This is a genomic window from Microbacterium maritypicum, from assembly GCF_041529975.1.
Classification (GTDB): domain Bacteria; phylum Actinomycetota; class Actinomycetes; order Actinomycetales; family Microbacteriaceae; genus Microbacterium.
Window position 1 is genome coordinate 1,143,660 of sequence record NZ_CP168030.1, and the last position, 22,007, is coordinate 1,165,666.

The 22,007-nt window shown below is 70.8% G+C and carries 21 protein-coding genes and 1 pseudogene; 10 read left to right on the plus strand and 12 right to left on the minus strand.

The window, feature by feature from the left end:
- The first annotated feature begins 94 nt into the window (after positions 1-94).
- Positions 95-475: a VOC family protein gene (locus ACCO44_RS05470; RefSeq protein WP_372469448.1), complete on the plus strand. Its 381-nt coding sequence runs from the start codon at positions 95-97 to the stop codon at positions 473-475.
- On the opposite strand, the gene ACCO44_RS05475 is transcribed toward ACCO44_RS05470, so the two are convergent.
- A complete protein-coding gene (locus ACCO44_RS05475; RefSeq protein ID WP_372468801.1) occupies positions 472-888 on the minus strand; it encodes a VOC family protein in 417 nt (138 codons plus the stop codon). The genes ACCO44_RS05470 and ACCO44_RS05475 overlap by 4 nt on opposite strands.
- A gap of 21 nt (positions 889-909) precedes the next feature.
- Positions 910-2,559: a thiamine pyrophosphate-binding protein gene (locus ACCO44_RS05480; protein WP_372468802.1), complete on the minus strand. Its 1,650-nt coding sequence runs from the start codon at positions 2,557-2,559 to the stop codon at positions 910-912.
- 163 nt (positions 2,560-2,722) lie between these two features.
- Between ACCO44_RS05480 and ACCO44_RS05485 the strand changes: the two genes are divergently transcribed.
- On the plus strand, positions 2,723-3,232 hold the full coding sequence (locus tag ACCO44_RS05485) for a phosphoribosyltransferase (RefSeq protein ID WP_372468803.1): 510 nt from the start codon (positions 2,723-2,725) through the stop codon (positions 3,230-3,232).
- 17 nt (positions 3,233-3,249) lie between these two features.
- On the opposite strand, the gene ACCO44_RS05490 is transcribed toward ACCO44_RS05485, so the two are convergent.
- From ACCO44_RS05490 to ACCO44_RS05525, 8 genes are all read right to left on the minus strand, one after another.
- Positions 3,250-4,773 (minus strand): ATP-dependent DNA ligase, encoded by a 1,524-nt coding sequence (locus tag ACCO44_RS05490; RefSeq protein ID WP_372468806.1) that lies wholly within the window; start codon positions 4,771-4,773, stop codon positions 3,250-3,252.
- Positions 4,774-4,819: 46 nt separating this feature from the next.
- Positions 4,820-5,590 (minus strand): enoyl-CoA hydratase/isomerase family protein, encoded by a 771-nt coding sequence (locus ACCO44_RS05495; protein ID WP_372468807.1) that lies wholly within the window; start codon positions 5,588-5,590, stop codon positions 4,820-4,822.
- A gap of 12 nt (positions 5,591-5,602) precedes the next feature.
- Entirely contained in the window at positions 5,603-6,766 is a 1,164-nt protein-coding gene (gene paaE / locus ACCO44_RS05500) for a 1,2-phenylacetyl-CoA epoxidase subunit PaaE (RefSeq protein WP_372468809.1), read from the minus strand.
- Between the two features lies 1 nt (position 6,767).
- Positions 6,768-7,262, minus strand: coding sequence for a 1,2-phenylacetyl-CoA epoxidase subunit PaaD (gene paaD / locus ACCO44_RS05505; protein WP_372468811.1), 495 nt, complete (start codon positions 7,260-7,262; stop codon positions 6,768-6,770).
- Positions 7,256-8,119: a 1,2-phenylacetyl-CoA epoxidase subunit PaaC gene (gene paaC, locus ACCO44_RS05510; protein ID WP_372468812.1), complete on the minus strand. Its 864-nt coding sequence runs from the start codon at positions 8,117-8,119 to the stop codon at positions 7,256-7,258. The genes paaD and paaC overlap by 7 nt, the downstream gene beginning before the upstream one ends.
- Entirely contained in the window at positions 8,116-8,421 is a 306-nt protein-coding gene (gene paaB / locus ACCO44_RS05515; RefSeq protein ID WP_029262355.1) for a 1,2-phenylacetyl-CoA epoxidase subunit PaaB, read from the minus strand. The genes paaC and paaB overlap by 4 nt, the downstream gene beginning before the upstream one ends.
- Complete coding sequence (gene paaA, locus ACCO44_RS05520) at positions 8,421-9,395, minus strand: 1,2-phenylacetyl-CoA epoxidase subunit PaaA (RefSeq protein WP_372468813.1); 975 nt, start codon at positions 9,393-9,395, stop codon at positions 8,421-8,423. Before paaA ends, paaB begins: the two co-directional genes overlap by 1 nt.
- Positions 9,396-9,490: 95 nt before the next feature.
- Complete coding sequence (locus tag ACCO44_RS05525) at positions 9,491-9,910, minus strand: hypothetical protein (protein ID WP_029262357.1); 420 nt, start codon at positions 9,908-9,910, stop codon at positions 9,491-9,493.
- Positions 9,911-10,003: 93 nt separating this feature from the next.
- Here ACCO44_RS05525 and ACCO44_RS05530 point away from each other — a divergent pair, with 93 nt between their 5' ends.
- Positions 10,004-12,133, plus strand: coding sequence for a RecQ family ATP-dependent DNA helicase (locus ACCO44_RS05530; RefSeq protein WP_372468814.1), 2,130 nt, complete (start codon positions 10,004-10,006; stop codon positions 12,131-12,133).
- An 18-nt stretch (positions 12,134-12,151) separates the two neighbouring features.
- Here the strand turns inward: ACCO44_RS05530 and ACCO44_RS05535 are convergent, their stop codons facing one another.
- Positions 12,152-12,919, minus strand: a complete 768-nt coding sequence (locus ACCO44_RS05535; RefSeq protein ID WP_091034617.1) for an IclR family transcriptional regulator — start codon at positions 12,917-12,919, stop codon at positions 12,152-12,154.
- A 158-nt stretch (positions 12,920-13,077) separates the two neighbouring features.
- On the opposite strand from ACCO44_RS05535, the gene dhaK reads away from it, so the two are divergent.
- From dhaK to ACCO44_RS05570, 7 genes and pseudogenes are all read left to right on the plus strand, one after another.
- Entirely contained in the window at positions 13,078-14,070 is a 993-nt protein-coding gene (gene dhaK, locus ACCO44_RS05540) for a dihydroxyacetone kinase subunit DhaK (protein ID WP_029262361.1), read from the plus strand.
- A complete protein-coding gene (dhaL, locus tag ACCO44_RS05545; RefSeq protein WP_105711884.1) occupies positions 14,070-14,714 on the plus strand; it encodes a dihydroxyacetone kinase subunit DhaL in 645 nt (214 codons plus the stop codon). The genes dhaK and dhaL overlap by 1 nt, the downstream gene beginning before the upstream one ends.
- Positions 14,711-15,436, plus strand: a pseudogene (locus ACCO44_RS05550) (HPr family phosphocarrier protein); the annotation flags it as partial. The gene dhaL and the pseudogene ACCO44_RS05550, both read left to right, overlap by 4 nt.
- A gap of 108 nt (positions 15,437-15,544) precedes the next feature.
- Positions 15,545-17,215 (plus strand): phosphoenolpyruvate--protein phosphotransferase, encoded by a 1,671-nt coding sequence (gene ptsP, locus ACCO44_RS05555; RefSeq protein ID WP_372469449.1) that lies wholly within the window; start codon positions 15,545-15,547, stop codon positions 17,213-17,215.
- Positions 17,216-17,363: 148 nt separating this feature from the next.
- A complete protein-coding gene (locus ACCO44_RS05560) occupies positions 17,364-18,659 on the plus strand; it encodes a hypothetical protein (protein ID WP_372468816.1) in 1,296 nt (431 codons plus the stop codon).
- 112 nt (positions 18,660-18,771) lie between these two features.
- The gene (paaI, locus tag ACCO44_RS05565) at positions 18,772-19,200 is read left to right on the plus strand and encodes a hydroxyphenylacetyl-CoA thioesterase PaaI (protein WP_029262365.1); all 429 of its coding nucleotides are present in this window, start codon (positions 18,772-18,774) and stop codon (positions 19,198-19,200) included.
- 52 nt (positions 19,201-19,252) lie between these two features.
- On the plus strand, positions 19,253-19,897 hold the full coding sequence (locus ACCO44_RS05570; protein WP_372468817.1) for a TetR/AcrR family transcriptional regulator: 645 nt from the start codon (positions 19,253-19,255) through the stop codon (positions 19,895-19,897).
- 19 nt (positions 19,898-19,916) lie between these two features.
- On the opposite strand, the gene paaZ is transcribed toward ACCO44_RS05570, so the two are convergent.
- A complete protein-coding gene (paaZ, locus tag ACCO44_RS05575) occupies positions 19,917-22,001 on the minus strand; it encodes a phenylacetic acid degradation bifunctional protein PaaZ (RefSeq protein WP_372468818.1) in 2,085 nt (694 codons plus the stop codon).
- Positions 22,002-22,007 lie beyond the last annotated feature (6 nt).

Consider the following 22,007-nt stretch of genomic DNA (forward strand, 5'->3'; position numbering starts at 1 on the left):
CCAGTATCGGTCACCGACCGCTCTGGTGCGACGTCGGCGGCGCCGCGTACCGTGGACGCCGATGGGCGACGGCGCCCGACAGGAGGAGCACGTGATGGATTGGAAGATCGAACTCATCTTCGTCCCGGTCTCGGATGTCGACCGGTCGAAGGCCTTCTACGAGAAGATCGGCTTCCACGCCGACCACGACCAGACGCCCGTGGAGGGGCTGCGGTTCGTGCAGATGACTCCACCGGGTTCGGCCTGCTCGATCGCCTTCGGCACCGGCCTCGGCATCGATCTCGAGCCGGGGCAGCAGAACACGATCCAGGTCGTGGTGCCCGACGCCGACGAGGCGCTGGCGCATCTGCAGGGCCTCGGCGTCGACGCACGAGGCGTCGAAGACATGGACTGGGGGCGTTTCGTTTCTTTCGACGACCCCGACGGCAACAGCTGGACGCTGCAGGAGCTGCCTGACTACGGCGCCCAGGCCTAGGCGGTGGTGGTCGCCGGCGTCGACGTGGTGTCGGCGACCACCTCGACCTTGAAGCCCGCGGCATTCTCGAGCCAGCCCGCGTAGTGCTGCTCGCCGCCGGCGTGCGGGTAACGCTCGGAATAGAGCGGGTGCCAGCCGTGCGCCGGGGCCTCGGACATGAGCGCATCCACGGAAGCGGGGTCGCCACCGTGGAACGCCAGATGGTTGAGCCCGGCGCGCCGGCGGTCGTGCCCGGCATCCGACAGATTCGGAGAGGTCGTGAAGGTGAGGTAGGTCCCGCCCGCAGCCCAGGATTCGCCGTCGGCCCACTCGCTGTCGAGGGTGAAGCCCAGACGATCGAGGATCCAGCGCCATTCCGTGCGCACGGCATCGAGGTCGGCGACCCACAGTTCGACGTGATGAAGACCCGGCATCATCCGAGTCTGCCAGTCGCGTCAGGAGTTCACGCGGATGATCTCCTGCTGGTACGGCGCGATGACGTCCCCGGAGATGCGCAGGTCGAGGAGCAGGAAGCGGCGGGTGGAGGGATCCTCGGCGGTCCAGCTCTCGAGGCGGTCGAGGTCGGCGAGCGTGCGCACGACGACGCCCTCGGCTCCGACGGCCGCGCCGAAGGCGGCGAAGTCCACCTCGGGGATGCGCATCGGGCCCTCGGCGAGGCCCTTGAGCCCGTACAGGTTCACTTCGGCGCCGTATGCCGCGTCGTTCCAGACGACGGCCATGCCCCGGCCGCCGGCCGCGCGGACCGCAGATTCGAGGTCGGCGATCGCCATCAGTCCGCCGCCGTCGCCGGAGGTGAGTACGACGGTCGATTCGCGCCGAGCCAGAGCGGCCCCGACGACGCTCGGCCAGCCCTGCCCGATGGACTGGAACGCGGTGCCGATCATCATCATGCGATCGGGCGCGGCGACCGGCCAGTACATGTTCGCCCAGCCGATGAAGTGGCCGCCGTCGGACACCACGACACGATTCTCGGGGAGCAGTTCCGCGATACGACGGGCGGCCGATCGCGGGTCGAGGCGTCCGTCGGCGGCGAGGTCGTCACCGGCGTCGTACGCTCGGGCCGCGGCGACGTCGACGCTCTCCCGCCACGGGCTCGACGACAGGGAACCACCGAGCCGGGACACGAGAGCCTCGGCGGCCAGGCGGGCGTCCGCGCGTACGAACCCGCCGACGTGGGCATGGGTGGCGGCGGGGGCGATGTCGACCTGGAAGACCCGCGTCCCCGGCGCGAAGAGTTCGCCGAACCGCATCGTGAACTGGTTCAGGGAGGCGCCGAACACCACGGCGACATCGGCTGTGCGCACGAGGTCCATCGCGCCGTCCGCACCGAAGCCGCCGGTGACGCCCAGGTCGTACCGCGTATCGGGGAAGATGCCCCGGCCGAGAGCCGAGGACGCCGTCAATGCGCCGGTCGCCGCGGCGAGCTCGCCCAGCGCGGCGCCGGCACCGGAGAGCCACGCGCCGCGACCTCCCAGGAGGAAGGGTCGCCGGGCGGTGCGCAGAGCATCAGCGATCTCGTCGAGCATCCCGTCGGCGAACTCCCCGCGCGGCGCGAGCGGAGCGGGCACCCGTGGCGACGGGGCCGCCGGAACCTCGCCGGCTTCGAGCGCCGCGACGTCGTAGGGGATGGCGAGGACGACCGGGACGCGATAGGTCAGCGCGTGCTCGATGGCGATGATCGTCGTGGCCGCGGCATCCGCTCGGCCGACCGTATAGGTGCGGGCGCCGACGGCCGAGGCGAGGGCGATCTGGTCGACGTCCCACGGGCGCGGGCCGGACGTGGGCTCGTCGCCGACCACGAGCACGAGCGGGACGTGCGCCTGCACGGCCTCGGCGAGGGCGGTCAGGGTGTTGGTGAATCCGGCGCCGTACGTCGAGGTGCCGGCGGCGATGCGCCCGGACGCGCGGAAGTGGGCGTCGGCGGCGACCACGGCCCCCTGCTCGTGACGGACGGCGGTGAAGGAGGCATCCGTCTGCGTCTCGATGGCGTCGAGGAAGTAGGCGTTGCCGTTGCCCATCACGCCGAAGACCGAGTCGATGTGCTGGGCGAGGGTGAGGGCGACGTGCGCGGAGACGGTGGGCATGCGAAGGCCTTTCGAGACAGGGACGGAGGAACTGCGGGATCCGTATGTGTCTCGCCTCCGCGTCTTCGCGAAGTGCTTCGTGCCTCTTTTTCAGGCACCGGCCGGGCCGGACCCGCTCAGTCTACCGGCGAGGAAGCACCGCGGGATGCGGGAGAATGCAGAGATGACGGATGCGGCGCTCGAGCGCGAGACACTGACCTGGGACGGCTTCGGAGCGGCGACACGGGAGCTGGCGCGGAGCATCCTCGCCACCGGCTTCGAACCGGAGGTGGTGGTGGCGATCGCCCGCGGCGGGTTGCTCCCGGCCGGTGCCATCGCCTACGGGCTCGGTGCCAAGAACTGCGGCGCGATCAACGTCGAGTTCTACACCGGCATCGGCACGGTGCTCGAAGCGCCCGAGGTGCTTCCGCCCGAGCTCGACATGGCGTATCTCGACGGCCGCCGGGTGCTGCTCGTCGACGATGTGGCCGACTCCGGGCGCACGCTCGCGCTGGCCGTGCAGCTGCTGCAGGAGAAGGGTGCCGACGTGCGGTCGGTCACGATCTACACCAAGCCTTCGACGATCATCCAGCCCGACTTCGCCTGGAAGGACACCGACCTGTGGATCAACTTCCCGTGGTCGTTCCAGGGCACGGTGCGCGAAGAAGATCTGGGCCTCGCGCCCTCGGCCTGAACCGCGGCTCCCTCGGGTCAACCCCGCAGCAGCGACTGCAGCGTCTGGATCGTGTCGGCTTCGGCCGCGGTCTTGTCCGGACGGTAGCCCTTCACCCGGGCGAAGCGCAGCGCGATGCCGCCCGGATACCGCGGAGAGCGCTGCACACCGTCGATCGCGATCTCGACGACGATGTCGGGGCGCACGAAAACGGTGGATGCCGTGCGGTGCGACTCGTGCTCGGGGAACTCGGCGGTCTGCCACCGCAGCAGCTCGTCGGTGAGTCCTTTGAACGTCTTGCCCACCATGACGAATCCGCCGGGGTCGCCGAACTCGCCGTCGGGGTCGCGCGCGCCGAGGTGCAGGTTCGAGAGCCAGCCCCGACGACGCCCCGAGCCCCACTCGGCGCCCAGGACCACCAGGTCGAAGGTCAGCACCGGCTTGACCTTGACCCACGACTTGCCGCGGCGCCCGGCGGCGTAGGGGGCGTCGATCGCCTTGACCACGACCCCCTCGTGCCCGGCGGCGAGGGCATCGTGCGACAGCTGCTCGGCGGCATCGGCATCGGCCGTGACGATGCCGGGCATCCGCCATTGGCCGGCCACGCGTTCCAGCTCGGCCAGCCGTGTCGAGAGCGGCTCGTCGAGCAGGTCGCGTCCGTCGACATGCAGCATGTCGAAGAACCAAGGCCGCAGAACGAGCTCCCGCGAGACCTCGGCCCCGAACCGCGACATGGTCTCCTGGAACGGGCGCGGCCCGCCGTCTTCGTCGAGCGACAGTGTCTCGCCGTCGAGGATGACGTCGTGCACCGGCAGCGACCGCACGATCTCCACGATCTCGGGCACCCGGTGGGTGATGTCGGCGAGGCTCCGCGTGTAGACACCGACCTCGTCGCCGTGGCGATGCACCTGGATGCGGGCACCGTCGAGCTTGTATTCGACGGACGCTTCGCCGGTGACCTGCAGGGCCTCCGATGCGCTCGCCGCGGTCGATGCCAGCATCGGCAGCACCGGACGCCCCACCTGAAGCCCGACCGCCTCGAGGTCGTCGGGTGCGCCTGTGAGGGCGATGCGCGCGGTCTCGCCGAGGTCGCCCGACAGCATCGCCGCGCGTCGGACGACGGCCGCCGGACGGTCGGACGCCCGGGCGATCGCGTCGAGGAGCACGCCCGACAGAGCGCCGGTGCGGAGCTCACCGAGCATCGCCCGCACCAGGAAGTCCCATTCGGCGGCGGTCGCTCGCGAGCCGAGATCGACGAGGATGCCGGTGCGGCCCGCCGCCGAGCCCGAACCGGACGTCGAGGCGAGGGCATCGAGCGAGTCATCGACATCACCGACCGTCAGGGTGGATTCGTCGGCGTGGGCGATCTCGATGGCCGAGAGCCCGCGCCAGCCGACGCCCAGCCTGCCCTGGCGCGGTGACGCGAGGAGGAGACCCATGACGATCGGGAGCTCGGAGGGGTCGGCGCGCGCGAGGAGCTCGGCGAGGGCATCGATCTTGGCGAGCCGGGACGACGTGGCGCCGACGCGGTCGGTCGTGGTGACGAGCTCTGCGAGCTTCATCCGAGCATTCTCGCACCGGCCTCGGACATCGGGTCGGTGTCGGGTCTCAGCGCCCGCGGAACTCCGGCTTGCGCTTCTCCTGGAAGGCGGCGAACCCTTCGCGATAGTCATCGGTGTCGCACAGGGCGGCCTGCGCCGCGTTCTCGATGCGGACCGCATCCCACAGCGCGAGTCGCTCGTCGCGGATGCGCGCGATCAGCTCCTTGCTCGCCAGGAACGCCGCCGTGGCGCCGCGGGCGGCCGTCGCGGCGGCGTCCGTCGTCGCCTGGACGACCTCGTCGTCAGGGAAGACCCGCGAGAAGAGGCCCGAGGACACGGCCTCGGCCCCGCTCATCAGACGTCCGGTGTAGATGAGGTCGAGCGTCTTGTGGGCCCCGAGGCGGTCGAGGAACAGCGCATGACCGCCGGAGTCGAGCGTCGCACCGAGCGCGGCGAACGGGGAGCCGATCTTCGCGGACTCGGCGACGTAGACGACATCGGTCGCGATCAACAGGCCGAGTCCCACCCCGAGGCAGGCGCCGTGCGCGACCGCGAAGGTCGGCGCAGGGAACCGCGCCATCCGCTGCAGCAGCGGGGTGACGAGCCCACCGAGGTAGCCGAGCACGTCGTCGTCGCGCGGGTCGACGCCCGAGATGTCCCGGCCGGCGCAGAACGCACGCCCCTCACCGCGGAGTACCAGCGCGCGCACGCCCGCGACCTCCGCGGCCTCGTAGGCGGCATCCAACTCGGCCAGCGCCCGCTCGTCGAGAGCATTGAGCTTCGCCGGCGCATTCAGCACGATCGTCGCGACATCGTCGGCGACGGTGAGGTCGATCATGGGGGCTCCTGGTCAGACGTCGTAGTCGACGACCACACGGTCGCTGGTCGGGTGGGACTGGCAGGTGAGGACGAACCCGCGTTCGAGCTCGTCCGGCTCCAGGGCGTAGTTCTCGGTCATCGTGACGCTGCCCTCGAGCACGCGTGCTCGGCAGGTGCCGCAGACCCCGCCCGCACAGGCGAAGGGCGCATCGGGGCGCACGCGCAGGGCGGCGTTCAGTACCGACTCGTGCGCATCGACCGGGCTCTCGACCGTCGATGAGACACCGTCGAGGGTGACCTCGATCCGCACGGTCTTCTCGCCGGCCCGCACCTGCACCGGACGGGCCGCGCGCGCGGGCTCGTCGCCGGTCGTGAAGAGCTCGAAGCGGATGTGCGAGCGGTCGACGCCGACATCGGCCAGCACCTCGCGGCAGAGGTCGACCAGGGCGAGCGGTCCGCAGAGGAACCACTCGTCGACGGTGGCCGGAGGGATGAGCGTGCCGAGGATCGTCCGCAGCTTCTCCTCGTCGATCCGGCCCGAGAGCACCGGGGCCGCCCGCTGCTCGCGGGAGAGCACATGGTGCAGCACGAGTCGCGTCGGATACCGGTCCTTGAGGTCGGCGAGGTCCTCCAGGAACATCACGTCGAGCGTGGCGCGGTTCGTGTACAGCAGGGTGAACCGCGACGTGTCCGACCGGGTGAGCACCGTGTGGGCGAGAGCCATCAGCGGCGTGATGCCGGAGCCCGCGGCGATCCCGACCACGTGCCGGTCGTCGAGGTCGGGAAGCGCCGAGGTGAACGTGCCCTGCGGGCTCATCACGTCGATCTCGAATCCGGGCTGGAGCCCGGTCTGCGCCCAGGTCGAGAAGAGCCCGCCCTCATCGCGCTTCACTGCGACGCTGAGGCGCGTGTCCTGCCCGTCGTCGCGGTGCTCCGGCGCGCGGCACAGCGAGTAGGAGCGCCGCACCTCGACCCCGTCGAGCGTCGTGCGCAGGGCGACGTACTGTCCGGGCAGGTGGTCGTACTCGTCCGCGAGCGCGGCGGGCACCGTGAACGTGACCTCGACCGCGTCGTCGGTGAGCGGGCGCACGTCCTCGACCGTGAGCGTGTGGAAGCGGGCGCGCTTTCGAGGAGCGGTCTCGCGGGCGGTCGTCGCGCGGGGGACGGATGCCGGCGCGGACGTGAAGAGCGACATCTCAGTGCACCTTGAAGTGGTCGAAGGGCTCGAGGCAGGCCCGGCATTCGAACAGCGCCTTGCACGAGGTGGAGCCGAAGTGGGACACCTCACGGGTGTCGAGGGAGCCGCAACGCGGGCAGCGCACGCTCAGCGAGAGCCGGATCGGTCCGGTCGACACCGCGGCGCGGCCGGACGGCGGGGCGATGCCGTAGGCGGCGAGCTTGGCCTTGCCGGCATCCGACATCCAGTCCGTCGTCCAGGCGGGCGAGAGGACGAGGCGCACCTCGACCCGGTCGTATCCCGCCGCCGTGAGCGCGAGGATGACGTCGTCGCGGATCGTGTCCATCGCCGGGCAGCCGCTGTAGGTCGGGGTGATGTCGACCCGCACGCGATCACCGTCGGCCTCGACCGCGCGGAGCACACCGAGGTCCTCGATCGTGAGGACGGGCACCTCGGGGTCGGGGACCGCCGCGGCGATGCGCCAGGCATCCTGGGTGGGGGTCCGCGTCACCATGACGCCCCCGGATGCCGTCGTGCGAGCACCTGCATCTCGGCGAGGATGTGGCCGAGGGGTGTCGCGTGGGTGCCCTGCCGTCCGCCGGCGGAGGATGCCGCGATTGCGGGCACCGACAACTCCGCCTCGGCGAAGACCGTATCGACCACGCCGTCGAATCCGGCGCGGAGGCTCGACGGGCGCACCGCGGCATCACCGAGACGCTCGATCAGGTCGTCGTCGCGGAACAGCTCATCGACATACGGCCAGACGTCTCCGATCGCGCGGACGATCCTGGTGCGGGACTCCTCGGTGCCTCCGGCGAGGCGCAGCATCCACTGCACCGCGTGGTCCCGGTGGTAGTCGACCTCTTTGAGGGACTTCTCCGCGATCGCCGCGAACGTCTCGTCGCTGCTCGCCCGGAGGGCCGAGTACAGCTCGAACATGTAGGTGGCCACCACGAACTGCCGGGCGATCGTCTGGGCGAAGTCGCCGTTGGGCTGCTGCACGATCCAGGCGCAGCGGAACTCGGGCTCGTCGCGGAAGAAGGCCAGGTCGTCTTCGCTGCGCCCGTCGTACGACCCCGCGTAGTGCAGGAAGGAGCGCGCGTGCCCGAGCAGGTCGAGGGCGATGTTCCCGAGGGCGACGTCTTCTTCGAGCTCGGGGGCTCGCGAGATCCAGGCGCCGAGTTGCTGGGAGAGGATGAGCGCGTCGTCACCGAGGCGCAGCGCGTACTCCGCGATGTCGGCCGATGCCGCGACCGCGCCGGTGCCCGAGAGCTCCTGCGAGAGGCGGAGCTCCTCGACCGAGACGTCGCCGTGGACGTCGCCGTGGACGTCGATGTCCTCGTGCGCGGTGTTCGGGTGTGCGATGCTCACAGGTGCGGCACCCCCTCGGAGGCCGTGTAGTACACGGCATGGCGGTAGTTCTTGCCGGCGGGGCTCTCGAAGTAGGCGCCCTTGGCATCCGGATCGCTCGTCGTGATCGCCTCGGCCGGTGCGACCCAGATCGACACGCCCTCACCGCGGCGGGTGTAGAGGTCGCGGGCGTTGCGGATCGCCATCTCGGCGTCCGGCGCATGCAGCGAGCCGACGTGCACGTGGCTCAGCCCGCGGTTCGCGCGGACGAAGACCTCCCACAGTGGCCAGGGTTCGCGTTCGTCGGCACCGGGAGTCGCCATCACGCCACCGCCTTCTTCTTCAGGGACTGCTTGCGGGCGTACTCGGCCGCGGCCTCGCGCACCCAGGCGCCGTCTTCGTGAGCCGTGCGACGGCGCTCGAGCCGCTCGGCGTTGCAGGGACCGTTGCCGCGGAGCACCTCGAAGAACTCGTCCCAGTCGATCTCGCCGATCACGTACTGCCCGGTCTCATCGTCGAAGCGCAGCTCGGGGTCGGGCAGCGTGACGCCGAGGATCTCGGCCTGCGGCACGAGCATCCCCACGAAGCGCTGACGCAGCTCGTCGTTCGTGAAGCGCTTGATCTTCCACTTCATCGACTGGGCGGAGTTCGGGGACTGGTCATCGGGCGGCCCGAACATGGCGAGGCTCGGCCAGTACCAGCGGTTCACGGCATCCTGCGCCATCTCGCGCTGCTCGTCGGTGCCGCGCATGAGTGAGAGCAGGATCTCGAAGCCCTGGCGCTGGTGGAACGACTCCTCCTTGCACACCCGCACCATCGCGCGTCCGTAGGGGCCGTACGACGCGCGGCACAGCGGCACCTGATTGCAGATCGCGGCGCCGTCGACGAGCCATCCGATCGCGCCCATGTCGGCCCAGGTGGGCGTGGGGTAGTTGAATATCGAGGAGTACTTGGCTTTGCCGCTGATGAGCTGGTCCATCATCTCGTCGCGGGTGGTGCCGAGGGTCTGCGCGGCGGAGTAGAGGTAGAGCCCGTGACCCGCTTCGTCCTGCACCTTGGCCATCAGGATCGCCTTGCGCTTGAGGCTCGGGGCGCGCGTGATCCAGTTGCCCTCCGGCTGCATGCCGATGATCTCGGAGTGCGCGTGCTGGGAGATCTGGCGCACCAGGGTCTTGCGGTACGCATCGGGCATCCAGTCGCGCGGCTCGATGCGCTGCTCGTTCGCGATGAGCTCGTCGAAGAGACGTTCCTCATCGGAGATCTCGCCCACGAGGGACAGGTCTGCGGGACTGGTCATCATCGACTCCTCGGCATCAGGCCATCTTTACTGACCGATCGTTAGGTAATTCTGACACAGCGGATGGCCGGTTTCAAGACGGCCCTGAGTGCGGCTCAGTGTGAGCGGGAGATCAACGCCAGCAGCGCGCGCCCATATGCTTCGGACGGATCCGGATGCTCGAAGACCGAAGTGGCGTCCGCGATCTCGATCTCGACCCGGAAGGTGTCCTCGACGCGCGACAGCGAGCGGAACGTGCCGCGCAGCAGCTCGCGCAGCTGATCCTCCCGCGGCAGCCACACCGCGTCGGCGAGCGTCACCGCGTCGAGCGCCCACTCGGTCGTGCCGTTGAAGGCGAGGTCGGTGCCGCTCGGGGTCTGTCTGGCCTCGATCGTCATCTCGCTGACCGTGAAGATCTCGGCCTCCGCCTCGAGCTCGACCTCATCGGGGAGATCGAGCTGGAAACGGTCGCCCTCCGCCGGGTGCCAGACGAGTCCGGCCTCTCGAAGGGTGACGGCGAGCTCGCGAGTGATCATCCCTTCACGCTAGACGACGGAGGATCGCCCGGGATGCGAGCGGGCTGGGGATGAGGGGCCGGTCGTGTCGGCGGGGTGAGGCAGAGTGGAGGCATGACCTCCCTCGCTCCTGCCGACACCCGGGGCGCCGCGCTCGCCGCTCTGCGCGAGCTCGTCGGCCGACCGGGCGCCGACTTCCACGACGGCCAGTACGAGGCGATCGAGGCGCTGGTCGAAGGGCGCCGGCGTGCGCTCGTGGTGCAGCGCACGGGATGGGGCAAGTCCGCGGTGTACTTCGTCGCGACGCTGCTGCTGCGACGTCAGGGCGCGGGACCGACCGTGCTCGTCTCGCCGCTGCTGGCGCTCATGCGCGACCAGATCGCCGCCGCCGAGCGTGCGGGAGTGCGCGCGGTCGCGATCAACTCGACCAACGCGCACGAGTGGTCCGACGTGCTCGCGCAGCTCGATCGCGACGAGGTCGACGTGCTGCTGGTCTCACCCGAGCGGCTCAACAACCCGGCCTTCCGCGAGCAGCAGCTGCCGGCGCTCGTGCGTCGCATCGGGATGCTCGTGGTCGATGAGGCGCACTGCATCAGCGACTGGGGCCACGACTTCCGCCCCGACTACCGGCGGCTGCGTGATCTGATCGCGCAGATGCCGGCGGACGTGCCGGTGCTCGCGACCACCGCGACCGCGAACAGTCGGGTCGTGGCCGATGTCGCGGAGCAGCTCGGCAGCCTCCAGGCGGGCGAGACGGTAGAGGGTGACGCGGCGCCCGTGCTCACGATCCGCGGGCCGCTCGCACGGACCTCGCTGCGTCTCGGCGTGCTGCGGCTGCGCGACTCGGCGAGCCGCCTGGCCTGGCTGCTGAGCCACCTCGATGATCTGCCGGGGTCCGGCATCATCTACACGCTGACCGTCGCCGCGGCGGTCGACACGGCCCGGCTGCTGCGTGATCACGGGCACGACGTCCGCGCGTACACCGGGCAGACCGACACCGACGAGCGCGCGGAGTCCGAGGGGATGCTCAAGCGTAACGAGGTCAAGGCGCTGGTCGCGACCAGCGCGCTGGGCATGGGGTTCGACAAGCCCGATCTGGGCTTCGTCCTGCACCTCGGTGCCCCATCCTCGCCTGTGGCCTATTACCAGCAGGTCGGCCGAGCCGGTCGAGCGAGCGAGAGCGCCGACGTGCTGCTGCTCCCCGGCGTCGAAGACCGCGATATCTGGCACTACTTCGCCACCGCGTCGATGCCCGACCGGGAACGGGCGGAGCGGGTGATCGGCGCGCTCGGCGACGCGCCGATCTCGACACCGGCACTCGAGGCGATGGTCGACATCCGGCGGACGCCGCTCGAGCTGCTGCTCAAGGTGCTCGACGTCGACGGTGCGGTGCGACGCGTGCAGGGCGGCTGGGTCGCGACGGGCGAGCCCTGGGCGTACGATGCCGAGCGCTACGAGCGCATCGCCGCCGAGCGCATCGCCGAGCAGCAGCACATGATCGACTACGAGCAGACCGACGGATGCCGCATGGAGTTCCTGCAGCGCTCGCTCGATGATGACACGGCCGCTCCCTGCGGACGGTGCGACAACTGCGCGGGCGGATGGTTCCCCCGCGAGATCGGGGAGTCGGCGACCACCCAGGCCGCGGAGTCGCTCGACCGGGTCGGTGTTCCGATCGAACCTCGTCGTGCCTGGCCGACCGGTGCCGATCGGTTGGAGGTGCCGGTCAAGGGCCGCATCCCCACCGACGAGCAGGCGGGAGAGGGACGAGCCCTGGCTCGACTCACGGATCTCGGGTGGGGCGGTGCGCTGCGCGAGCTCTTCGCCGCGGGGGCGACGGATGCCCCGGTGACGCCGCAGTTGCTGCAGGCCTGCATCCGTGTGCTCGCCGGGTGGGGCTGGGGCGAGCGGCCGGTGGCCGTGGTCGCCCTGCCGTCGCGGTCGCATCCGCTGCTCGTCGACTCGCTCGCGCGCGGCCTCGCCGACGTCGGACGACTGCCCTATCTCGGAGCGCTCGAACCGGTCGGTGGCGGTCCTACCGGGCAGCCGGGCGGCAACAGCGTGTTCCGCCTCGGCGGCGTCTGGGATCGGTTCAGTGCCGAGCACCTCGACGTTCCGGCGGGGCCGGTGCTTCTCGTGGACGACCTGGTCGACAGCCGGTGGACGATGACGGTCGCCGCCCGGGTGCTACGGCAGGCCGGTGCGACTCAGGTGCTGCCGTTCGCGCTGGCGTTGCGCGGCTGAGTCAGGGCCGGACCGGCGTCAGTCGTCGGCGGGCGCGATGCGGGGCGGCCACGAGGTCGCTCCGAGTTCCCGCGAGATGTTCCTGGCGGTCTCGCGCAACGCGTTCATGATGGCGTCGGAGGCCGGCGTCTGCGAGGTCGGCAACACGACCGCGACCGCCGCGACGATGTCGTTCGAGGCGTCGGCGACGGGGGCGGCGAGCGAGGACTCGCCCAGCACGGCCTCGTCGAATTCGCCCGCGGTGCCGCGCTCCGCGATCGCGGGGAGCTCCAGGGTGAGGCGGGCGACGTCGGTGATCGTGTCGCCGGTGAGGCTGCGCAGCGGCTGCTCGAAGACGCTCTGCTGGAATCCCTGGTCGTAGGCGAGCAGCACCTTGCCCATCGCGGAGGCGTGCGCGGGGATGGCGACGCCGGTCTCGAGCATCTGCTGGCTGTCGTCGGGACGAAGGTTGTGGTGGATGACGAGCACGTCGGTGAAGTGGGGGGCGCCGAGCCGCACGGAGAGGTCGGTGCGACGAGCGAGCTCCTGCGTCCAGCGCATGGCCCGCGCGCGCACGTCGAGGGTGTCGAGGTACACGTTGCTCAGGCGCAGCAGCGTCGGCCCGAGCATGTAGCGCTGGCCACCGCGCTCCTTCGCGACGAGGCCGTGCGATCGCAGCGACTTCACGATCCCGTGCACGGTCGACGGCGGCAGGCTGAGGGCTGCGGCGAGGTCGGTGATGCCGAGGTGGCGTGCTCCCTGGAGCAGTTCGAGGATCTTCGCCGCGCGGTCGATGGCCTGGATCACGGGGGAGCCTCCTTCCGGTGCGTCGTCGAGCCGGTGCGTGTGCCGTGCCGGTCTTCAGGATGATCTTGACAACCCGGCAGGGTCCGAGCATATTCGACATTAACGAATTGCTTTCGGATTTCGCGAAAGAAGTCCCGAGGATCAAAGGAGATCGAACGATGAAGAAGCTCATCAACGCCCCCGAGGACGTTCTCGTCGAATCACTGAAGGGGGTCGCGCTCGCTCACCCCGAGCTCTCGGTCGACCTGGAGAACCACGTCATCACGCGGGCGACGCCCAAGGCGCAGGGCAAGGTCGCCATCGTGTCCGGTGGCGGTTCGGGCCACGAGCCCCTGCACGGCGGCTTCGTCGGCACCGGGATGTTGGATGCCGCCGTGGCCGGCGAGGTCTTCACCTCCCCGACGCCGGACCGCGTCCAGGTCGCCACCAAGGCCGTCGACCGCGGGGCCGGCGTGCTCCACATCGTGAAGAACTACACCGGCGACGTGCTGAACTTCGAGATGGCCGCCGAGCTCGCCTCCATGGAGGGGATCGAGGTGGGCAGCATCACGGTGGACGATGACGTCGCCGTGCAGGATTCCCTGTACACGGCAGGTCGCCGCGGCGTGGGTCTGACTGTGCTGCTCGAGAAGATCGTCGGTGCCGCCGCGGAAGAGGGCCGCGACCTCGCCGCTGTCGTGGAACTCGCCAAGAAGGTCAACGGCCAGGGTCGCTCGATGGGCATGGCGCTCACCAGCTGCACGGTTCCCGCCGCGGGCAAGCCCACCTTCGACCTCCCCGACGACCAGATGGAGATCGGCATCGGCATCCACGGTGAGCCCGGTCGTCATCGCGAACCGCTCGCTCCGGCATCCGACATCGCCCGGCAGCTGGTGGAGCCGATCCTCGCCGACATCGATGCCGCAGGCCCCGCAATCGTGATGCTCAACGGCATGGGTGCGACACCGCTGATCGAGCTGTACCTGATGTACGCCGAGGTCGCGGCGATCCTCGAGAAGTCCGGGGTGCAGATCGCGCGGAACCTGGTCGGCAACTACATCACCTCGCTCGACATGGCGGGCTGCTCGGTCACGGTGCTCAAGGCGGATGACGAGCTGCTGCGCCTGTGGGACGCCCCGGTGAACACCCCCGGCCTGCGGTGGGGTGCGTGATGGCGGCTGTCGACACCGCTGTGCTCGCCGACTGGGTCTCCCGTTTCGGCGCGGCTGTCACGGAGAAGCGCGACTGGCTCACCGAACTCGACTCGGCGATCGGCGACGCCGACCACGGCGCGAACATGGCCCGCGGGATGAGCGCGGTGAGCGAGAAGCTCGGGGCGAGCACTCCGGCCACGGTCGATGAGCTGCTGAAAACCGTGGGCATGACGCTGGTGAGCTCCGTGGGCGGGGCGAGCGGGCCGCTCTACGGCACGTTCTTCCTGCGGATGGGGATGGCGGCCGGTGCCGTGTCGGAGCTCGACGGGCCGGCGCTCGCCGCCGCCCTGCGCGCAGGACTCGACGGCATCGTGGCGCGAGGCAAGGCCGAGGCGGGCGACAAGACGATGTTCGACGCGATGGCTCCGGCCGTCGATGCGCTCGACACCGCGCTCGCCGGAGGTGCGTCTGTCGTCGATGCCGCGAGGACCGCAGCGGATGCGGCCGCGGCCGGCCGCGACGCCACGCTCCCGCTCGTCGCCCGAAAGGGCAGGGCCAGCTATCTCGGCGAACGCAGCGCCGGGCACCTCGATCCGGGAGCCGCATCGACGGCGATCCTGTTCGACACGCTCGCCGCAGCGGTGGAGGGCAGCGCCGGATGATCGGCATAGTCGCCGTCTCCCACAGTGCACGGCTCGGGGAGGCGGCCCTGGAGCTTGCCCTGCAGATGGTGCAGGGCGGCGGGGTGCGCGTGCAGGTCGCCGCCGGCGCCGGAGTGGACGGCGACGGCACGCCGATCCTCGGGACGGATGCAGTGGCGGTGGCCGCCGCGATCGACGAGCTCGCGGCGGACTGCGACGGCGTCCTGGTCCTCATGGATCTCGGATCGGCCGTGCTGAGTGCCGAGCTCGCACTCGAGCTGCGTGCGAGTGACGTGCCCGTGCGCCTCGTGCCGGCTCCGTTCGTGGAGGGGCTGCTCGCCGCGGTCGTCTCCGCCGCGGCGGGGGGCGGGCTGGACGCGGTCGCGGCGGAAGCGACCGCCGCACTCGGGGTGAAGACCGGGCAACTCGGGGTGCCTGACGACGCGGCGCCGTCATCCGACGCCGAGCCCACGTCCGGTGTCGCAGAGGATGGGGGGCCGACCGGCGAGGAGATCGTCCGACGGGTGCGCGTGCGCAATCCGCTGGGCATCCATGCGCGCCCCGCCGCGCTGATCGCCGAAGCCTCGGCGGGGGCCGATGTGCGGCTGCGTCGTCTACCCGACGGTCCCGACGCGCCGGCCGCGAGCCTCTCTCGACTGCTGATACTCGGGGCTCGGCAGGGCGACGAACTGGAGCTGGTCGCGCGCGGCCCGGAAGCCGACGCGGTGCTGGAGAAGCTGTCCGCGCTGTTCGACGACGGCTTCGGCGAGGGGACGGACGAAGCAGCACCGACGGCGGCTGCGGCGGCCTCGGGATCCACCGCCCCGCTCTCCGACGCCCCGGCGCCCGTCATCGCGTCCGGCGCGGTGTTGCGGGGCCGCGGTGTCAGTCCCGGTCGCGTGGCCGCACCGCTCGTGCACCTCGCGCCGGCGGTCGGCGAACCGGAAGCGGGCGAGGTCGTCGCTTCGGCCGACCGCGACGCCGAGGTCTCGGCGATCGAGTGGGCCGCCGTGGCCGTGGCGGATCAGCTGCGCGCACGGACGTCTCAGGCGACGGGGGAGACCAGGGCGATCCTCGATGCGTCGCGTCTGCTGGCCTCCGACCCCGAGCTGGTCTCGGAGGCGACGGCGCTCGTCCGGTCGAAGGGCCGCAGTGCGGCGCGCGCGATCTGGGAGACCGCAGCCGCGCACGAGAAGGGTGTGGCTGCGCTGGGAGGCCGGATGGCGGAGCGTGTCGCCGACATCCGTGACGTGCGGGACCGGATCATCGCCGAGATCCTGCAGGTCGACATGCCCGGGGTGCCCGAGCGCGATGAGCCGTTCGTGCTCGTGGCGACGGACCTCGCGCCCGCCGACACCGCAGCCCTCACCGGAGGGCACTGCGTCGCGCTCGTCACCGAGCAGGGCGGGCCGACTTCGCACACCGCGATCATCGCGCGATCGCTCGGTCTTCCCGCAGTCGTCGGCGTCACCGGCGCGGTCGGCATCCCGGTCGGCTCGACGCTCCTCGTCGACGGCGGGCGCGGCACGGTCGAGGTCGATCCGCCGGCATCCCGCGTCGCCGACGCCCAGGCCGCCGCCACCGTCGTCGAGTTCGACGGATCCGGGCGGCTCGCCGACGGGCACCGCGTGGCCCTGCTGGCGAATGTGGGCGGTGCTCCGGATGCCGTGAACGCCGCGGCGGCACGGGCGGAGGGCGTCGGCCTGTTCCGCACCGAGTTCTGCTTCCTCGACCGGACCGAAGCGCCGACGGTCGAGGAGCAGACCGCCGCCTACCGCGGTGTCCTGGCCGCATTCCCCGATCGCAAGGTCGTCGTGCGCACGCTGGACGCGGGGAGCGACAAGCCCCTCCCGTTCGCGAACTCCGACGAGGAGGACAATCCGGCGCTCGGCGTGCGGGGACTCCGGATCGCGCGCCGCCGGCCGCAGCTGCTCGCGGACCAGCTGCGCGCGCTCGCGCTCGCCACGGCCGAGGAGTCGGCCGAGGTCGAGGTGATGGCCCCGATGGTGGCCACCGTCGAAGAGGCCAGGGAGTTCGCCGATCTCGCGCGTGCGGCGGGGATCGGCCGCGTCGGCATCATGATCGAGACACCGTCGGCGGCACTTCTCGCCGCCGAGCTGTTCGAGGTGGTCGACTTCGTGAGCCTCGGAACCAACGACCTCGCGCAGTACACGCTCGCCGCCGATCGGCTGCTCAGCGACCTGGGTGATCTGAACGATCCGTGGCAGCCCGCGGTGCTGCGCCTGATCGGCGTGGTCGGAGCGGCGGGGCGTGCGGCGGGGAAGCCGGTGGGTGTCTGCGGAGAGGCGGGTGGGGACCCGACCCTCGCTCCGGTGCTCGTGGGGCTCGGGGTCACCTCGCTCTCGATGACCCCGAGGTCGCTCGGACGAGTCGCGGAGGCGCTCCGCGATGTGACTGAGGAGGAGTGCCGTCGCGCCGCCGAGGCCGTGCTCGAGGCCGCCACCGCGGACGAGGCCAGGGCCGTGGGCGCCGCCGCTCTGCAGCGTGCCGACGCTCGGTGATCGCACCGCATATGCGTGCTCCGGCATGTGCAGAATCTCATTCTGATCTCGACGTGGAACGAGCGCCTCAGATGCCCGGGGCGAGGCTCTAGGCTCGGCTGCACGGGGGTGCGCCGATGCCGGCGCCGAGTGTGGATCGGAGTGGGACATGTCGCGGTCGAGGACGTTCGTGCAGGGCCTGATCGGTGTGGTCGCGGTCGGGGCATTGGCGGCTCTTTCCGGGTGCGCTCCGACTCCGCAGTCCACGCCCACACCCGAGCCCACGGCCGCGCCGGAATCCCCGGCTCCCGACCCGTATGCCGGACCCATCGCCTTCGTCGGCGACGAGCTGGACTGGTTCCTGCTGAGTGCCGAGGAGATCTCCGGTCTGCTTCCCGATGTGGGTGACGTCAGCCCGGCGGTGCCCTCCCTGATCCAGGTGTCCGACGGGGGCGGCTACGAGCCGGATCCCTCCATCTGCAACGCGGTCTACGCCGAAGCCTCGCTGGGCTCCATCGGTGCACGGTCCGTCACGTGGACGACGACCGTTTCCGAAGGGCGAGACGGCTGGCTCCACGTGATGCAGTTCGCCGATGAAGCGGCCGCCACGGCGCGCATGGACCAGTACGCCCAAGCCGCGGAGCAGTGCGGTGAGTTCACCTTCGGCGGGGCGCCTTCTTCCTTCGCCTCGTCGACGGCCGAGGGCGACGGGGGCGTCCGCGCCATCGCCGGATCCCTGGTCCTCACCTACCCGGGCGGCGACGGTCACTCCCTCTACAAGACCTACTCCTCGGTCGGAAACGTGGTCGTCGAGATGTGGCAGCCCTTCACGGGGGAACCCGCGTTCGACACCGAGGCCGCTGCAGCTCAGCTGCGCGATCGCGCGAGCGAGGCGAGGGCGAAGCTGATCGACGAGCTGACGGAGAACCCGCCGGTTCCCGTGGACGTCCCCGCCGCCGACGCCGCGGCGCCCTGGAGCGAGTGGGAGATCACGACGGAGGGGGTCGGCCCGGTGCGCCTGGGCGTCGAGCTCGATGAGGCCATCGCCGCCGTGCCCGGAGCTCGGGTCGCGGAGCCCGAGTGGCCGGGGGCGCCGACGCGATTGATCTCGGCCGATGGGGCGGCCTCGCTGGTGCTCTGGACGCAGGACGAGTCGACCGTCGTCGCCGGAGTCTCCGTCGGCATCGCGAACGTCGCAGGGGACCTGACCCACGATGGCGCGTCGCTTCCGTCCGCCGGTGGTGTGCGAATCGGAGATCCGGTCAGCGCCGCGGCAGCTGCCTTCCCCGAGGGGACGGCGCTGCGCATCATCTCGTCGGGCGAGTACTTCTACGAGTGGTCCAGCCGCGAGGGGGTCGTCATGCGGTTCCGCCTGGATCGCGACTCGACGGCAGACCCCGCCGCGGTGATCACCGGCATCACGGTCGACGACGCCACGCTCGCAAAGCCGCTGATCTTCGGCTGAGCTTCGTGCAGGTTGCCGGCCCGCATGGCCCTTCTTTACCGACCGAGCGGTCAGTTAGTATGGGCCTGTCGGGCGCTGCTGCGGTGGCATCCGCGCGACGAGGAGGTCGACGATGACGGATGCGACGCCGCGGGCCACGGACGCCGTGCGCCCCAACCGCGCCATGATGGAGCGCGATCGTGCGTCCGCCTCGCTGGGCCTCGTCGTGGAACGCGACGATCCCGGACACGCCGTGGTCTCGATGCGCGTGCGCGACGACATGACCAACGGGTTCCACATCACCCATGGCGGTTTCGTCTTCGCCCTGGCCGACACGGCCTTCGCGATCGCCTGCAACGAGGACGATCGGGTCACGGTGGCTGCGGGCGCCGACATCTCCTTCCTGAAATCCACCGTCTCCGGACAGACGCTGACCGCGACGGCCGTGCGGCGCACCCGCAGCGGCCGCTCCGGCATCTACGACGTGACGGTCGTCGACGAACTCGGCGATCCGGTCGCGGAGTTCCGTGGGCGCTCGCGCACCACCGACCAGACCTACTGACCCCGTGCTGCCGATCCCGGCCGACAGCGCGATCCGATGCGAGACTGTGGGGATGTCCGAGATGCAGAGCACGAGACGAGGCCGCCCCGGGTACGACCAGCAGGGCATCCTCGCGGTCGCCGTCGCCGCATTCAACGAGCACGGGTACGACGCGACCTCGATCGGCATGCTGGCCGAGCGGCTCGGCCTGTCGAAGTCGGCGATCTACCATCACTTCGGATCGAAGGATGAGATGCTCGACCTCGCCCTCGACGCCGCGCTCGGGGGGCTCGAGGCCGTGGTGGACGACCCGCTCCCGGCCACCGTCGATCGTGACGATTCCCGCGCGGTCGCCCGCCTCGAGCACGTCCTCCGGGGTGCCGTCCACGTGCTGGTGGACCAGCTCCCCGCCGTGACGCTCCTGCTGCGAGTGCGCGGCAACACCGATGTCGAGCGCCGTGCGCTCACTCGACGTCGCGCGTTCGACCGCCGGATCACCGCGCTCGTCTCGGAAGCACAGGCCGAAGGTACGCTGCGCGCCGACATCGACGCCAGCGTCGTGGCCCGCCTGGCGTTCGGAATGATCAACTCGATCGTGGAGTGGTACCGTCCGGGCGGCCGCGAGGGCGCGGATCGGCTCGCCGACGACGTCGTCGCCATCGCCCTCGACGGTCTGCGCCGACGATCCGACGATCCCGCGGGCGCCCCGGTCTCCTGACCGGCGCGCCCGCCGGGGATCAAGCGGCTGCGGCCTGCTCCTTCGCGACGAGGGTGAGCACGTCGTACGTGGCGACGATCTCGTCGCTCTGGTTCTTCAGCACCGCGTCCCAGCGCACCTCGCCGTACTCGTCGGTCTCGCGGGGAGTGATCTGCTTGGCGGTGAGCTCGACGCGGATCTCGTCGCCGGGGGAGACCGGGGTCAGGAAGCGCAGGTTCTCCAAGCCCGAGTTGGCGAGGACGGGACCGGGCGCCGGGTCGACGAAGAGGCCGGCAGCCCACGACACGAGCAGGTAGCCGTGGGCGACGCGACCGGGGAAGAACGGGTTCGCCGCCGCGGAGGCCTCGTCCATGTGCGCATAGAAGGTGTCGCCGGTGAACGCCGCGAACGTCTCGATGTCCTCGAGCGTCACCGTGCGCGAGCCGCTCACGACCTGATCGCCGATGCGCAGCTCGGCCAGCGACTTACGGAAGGGGTGGACGCCCCCGCTCTCCTGGTACGGACGCGCCACCGTGCCCTGATGCCAGACCCCGGTCAGGGCGGTCAGCATCGCGGGCGAGCCCTGCACCGCGGTGCGCTGCATGTGGTGCAGCACGGCACGGATGCCGCCGAGCTCCTCGCCACCGCCGGCGCGGCCGGGGCCGCCGTGCACGAGGTTCGGCAGCGGAGAGCCGTGGCCCGTGGAGCTGCGGGCGTCGTCGCGATCGAGGAACAGCACGCGTCCGTTGTAGGCGGCCATGCCGGTGGCGAGCGCGACGGCGACCTCGGGGTCGTGCGTGGCGACACTGGTCACCAGGGAGCCACCGCCCCGGGCGACCAGGGCGCTCGCTTCGTCGAGGGTGCGATAGCCGACGATGCTCGAGACCGGGCCGAACGCCTCGATCTCGTTGACCGCCGCGCTCTGCGGGTCGGAGAAGCGCAGCAGCATCGGCGCGAGGAAGGCGCCATCCGGAGAGGGCCCCTGACTTCCGTCGCCGTGTCGCACGTCCGGAGCATCGGTCGAGCCGATGACCAGCTCGCCGCCGCCGTCCTGCAGCCGTGCCACCTGGCGCAGCACCTCGTCACGCTGCGCGGTCGAGGCCAGCGGCCCCATCGTGACGCCCTCCGCCCGGGGGTCGCCGAGCACGATGCGTTCGGACAGCCGTGCCCGCACGGCGCCGATCACGTCGTCGACGGTGCCGGCCGGCACGATCGCGCGTCGGATCGCTGTGCACTTCTGCCCGGCCTTGCTGGTCATCTCCGCCACGAGCTGCTTGACGTAGGCGTCGAACTCCGGCGTGCCCGCGACGGCGTCCGTCCCGAGGATGGACGCGTTGATGGAGTCGGTCTCGCTCGTGAAGCGCACGCCGCCGGTCTGTACCGCATCGTGGGCGCGCAGCCCCTCCGCGGTCGACGCCGATCCGGTGAAGGCCACCAGATCACCGAGCCGCAGCTCGTCGAAGATACCGGGAATGCTGCCCGAGACGAGTTGCAGCGACCCCTCGGGTAGCAGGCCGGACTCGACCATGATCCGCACCATCGCCTCGGCGAGGTACCCGGTCGGCGTCGCGGGCTTCACGACGGTCGGCACACCGGCGAGGAAAGCGGGCGCGAACTTCTCCAGCGAGCCCCAGACCGGGAAGTTGAAGGCATTGATCTGCACGGCGACGCCGGGGAGCCGGGTGTAGATGTGGCGCCCGAGGAACGAACCGTCCCTGGACAGGTTCTCCACCGCGCCGTCGACATAGACCTTCGCATTCGGCAGCTCTCGCCTGCCCTTGCTGGAGTAGGCGAACAGCACGCCGATACCGCCGTCGATGTCGACCCACGAGTCCTGGGTGGTCGCGCCCGTCCGGCTCGAGATCTCGTACAGCTCCGCCTTTCGTTCGGTGAGCGCGAGCGCGAGCTGCTTGAGCCGAACGGCGCGCTGGTGGAAGGTCAGCTCACCGAGCGAAGCCTGCCCCGCGGTGCGGGCGTAGGCGAGAGCCGCTGAGAGGTCGATGCCCTCGGTCGACACGCGGGCGACGATCTCGCCCGTCGAGGCGTCGCGCACCTCGGTCGCCTCGGCGTCGGCAGCCGGCGACCACCAGGATCCCTGCAGGTAGCTGGGGAGGATCTCGGTCATGTCAGT

Coding starts and splice junctions, on each gene's coding strand:
- ACCO44_RS05470 (WP_372469448.1), top strand. CDS start 95: ATGGATTGGAAGATCGAACTCATCTTCGTCCCGGTCTCGGATGTCGAC.
- ACCO44_RS05475 (WP_372468801.1), bottom strand. CDS start 888: ATGCCGGGTCTTCATCACGTCGAACTGTGGGTCGCCGACCTCGATGCC.
- ACCO44_RS05480 (WP_372468802.1), bottom strand. CDS start 2,559: ATGCCCACCGTCTCCGCGCACGTCGCCCTCACCCTCGCCCAGCACATC.
- ACCO44_RS05485 (WP_372468803.1), top strand. CDS start 2,723: ATGACGGATGCGGCGCTCGAGCGCGAGACACTGACCTGGGACGGCTTC.
- ACCO44_RS05490 (WP_372468806.1), bottom strand. CDS start 4,773: ATGAAGCTCGCAGAGCTCGTCACCACGACCGACCGCGTCGGCGCCACG.
- ACCO44_RS05495 (WP_372468807.1), bottom strand. CDS start 5,590: ATGATCGACCTCACCGTCGCCGACGATGTCGCGACGATCGTGCTGAAT.
- paaE (WP_372468809.1), bottom strand. CDS start 6,766: ATGTCGCTCTTCACGTCCGCGCCGGCATCCGTCCCCCGCGCGACGACC.
- paaD (WP_372468811.1), bottom strand. CDS start 7,262: ATGGTGACGCGGACCCCCACCCAGGATGCCTGGCGCATCGCCGCGGCG.
- paaB (WP_029262355.1), bottom strand. CDS start 8,421: ATGGCGACTCCCGGTGCCGACGAACGCGAACCCTGGCCACTGTGGGAG.
- paaA (WP_372468813.1), bottom strand. CDS start 9,395: ATGACCAGTCCCGCAGACCTGTCCCTCGTGGGCGAGATCTCCGATGAG.
- ACCO44_RS05525 (WP_029262357.1), bottom strand. CDS start 9,910: ATGATCACTCGCGAGCTCGCCGTCACCCTTCGAGAGGCCGGACTCGTC.
- ACCO44_RS05530 (WP_372468814.1), top strand. CDS start 10,004: ATGACCTCCCTCGCTCCTGCCGACACCCGGGGCGCCGCGCTCGCCGCT.
- dhaK (WP_029262361.1), top strand. CDS start 13,078: ATGAAGAAGCTCATCAACGCCCCCGAGGACGTTCTCGTCGAATCACTG.
- dhaL (WP_105711884.1), top strand. CDS start 14,070: ATGGCGGCTGTCGACACCGCTGTGCTCGCCGACTGGGTCTCCCGTTTC.
- ACCO44_RS05560 (WP_372468816.1), top strand. CDS start 17,364: ATGTCGCGGTCGAGGACGTTCGTGCAGGGCCTGATCGGTGTGGTCGCG.
- paaI (WP_029262365.1), top strand. CDS start 18,772: ATGACGGATGCGACGCCGCGGGCCACGGACGCCGTGCGCCCCAACCGC.
- ACCO44_RS05570 (WP_372468817.1), top strand. CDS start 19,253: ATGTCCGAGATGCAGAGCACGAGACGAGGCCGCCCCGGGTACGACCAG.
- paaZ (WP_372468818.1), bottom strand. CDS start 22,001: ATGACCGAGATCCTCCCCAGCTACCTGCAGGGATCCTGGTGGTCGCCG.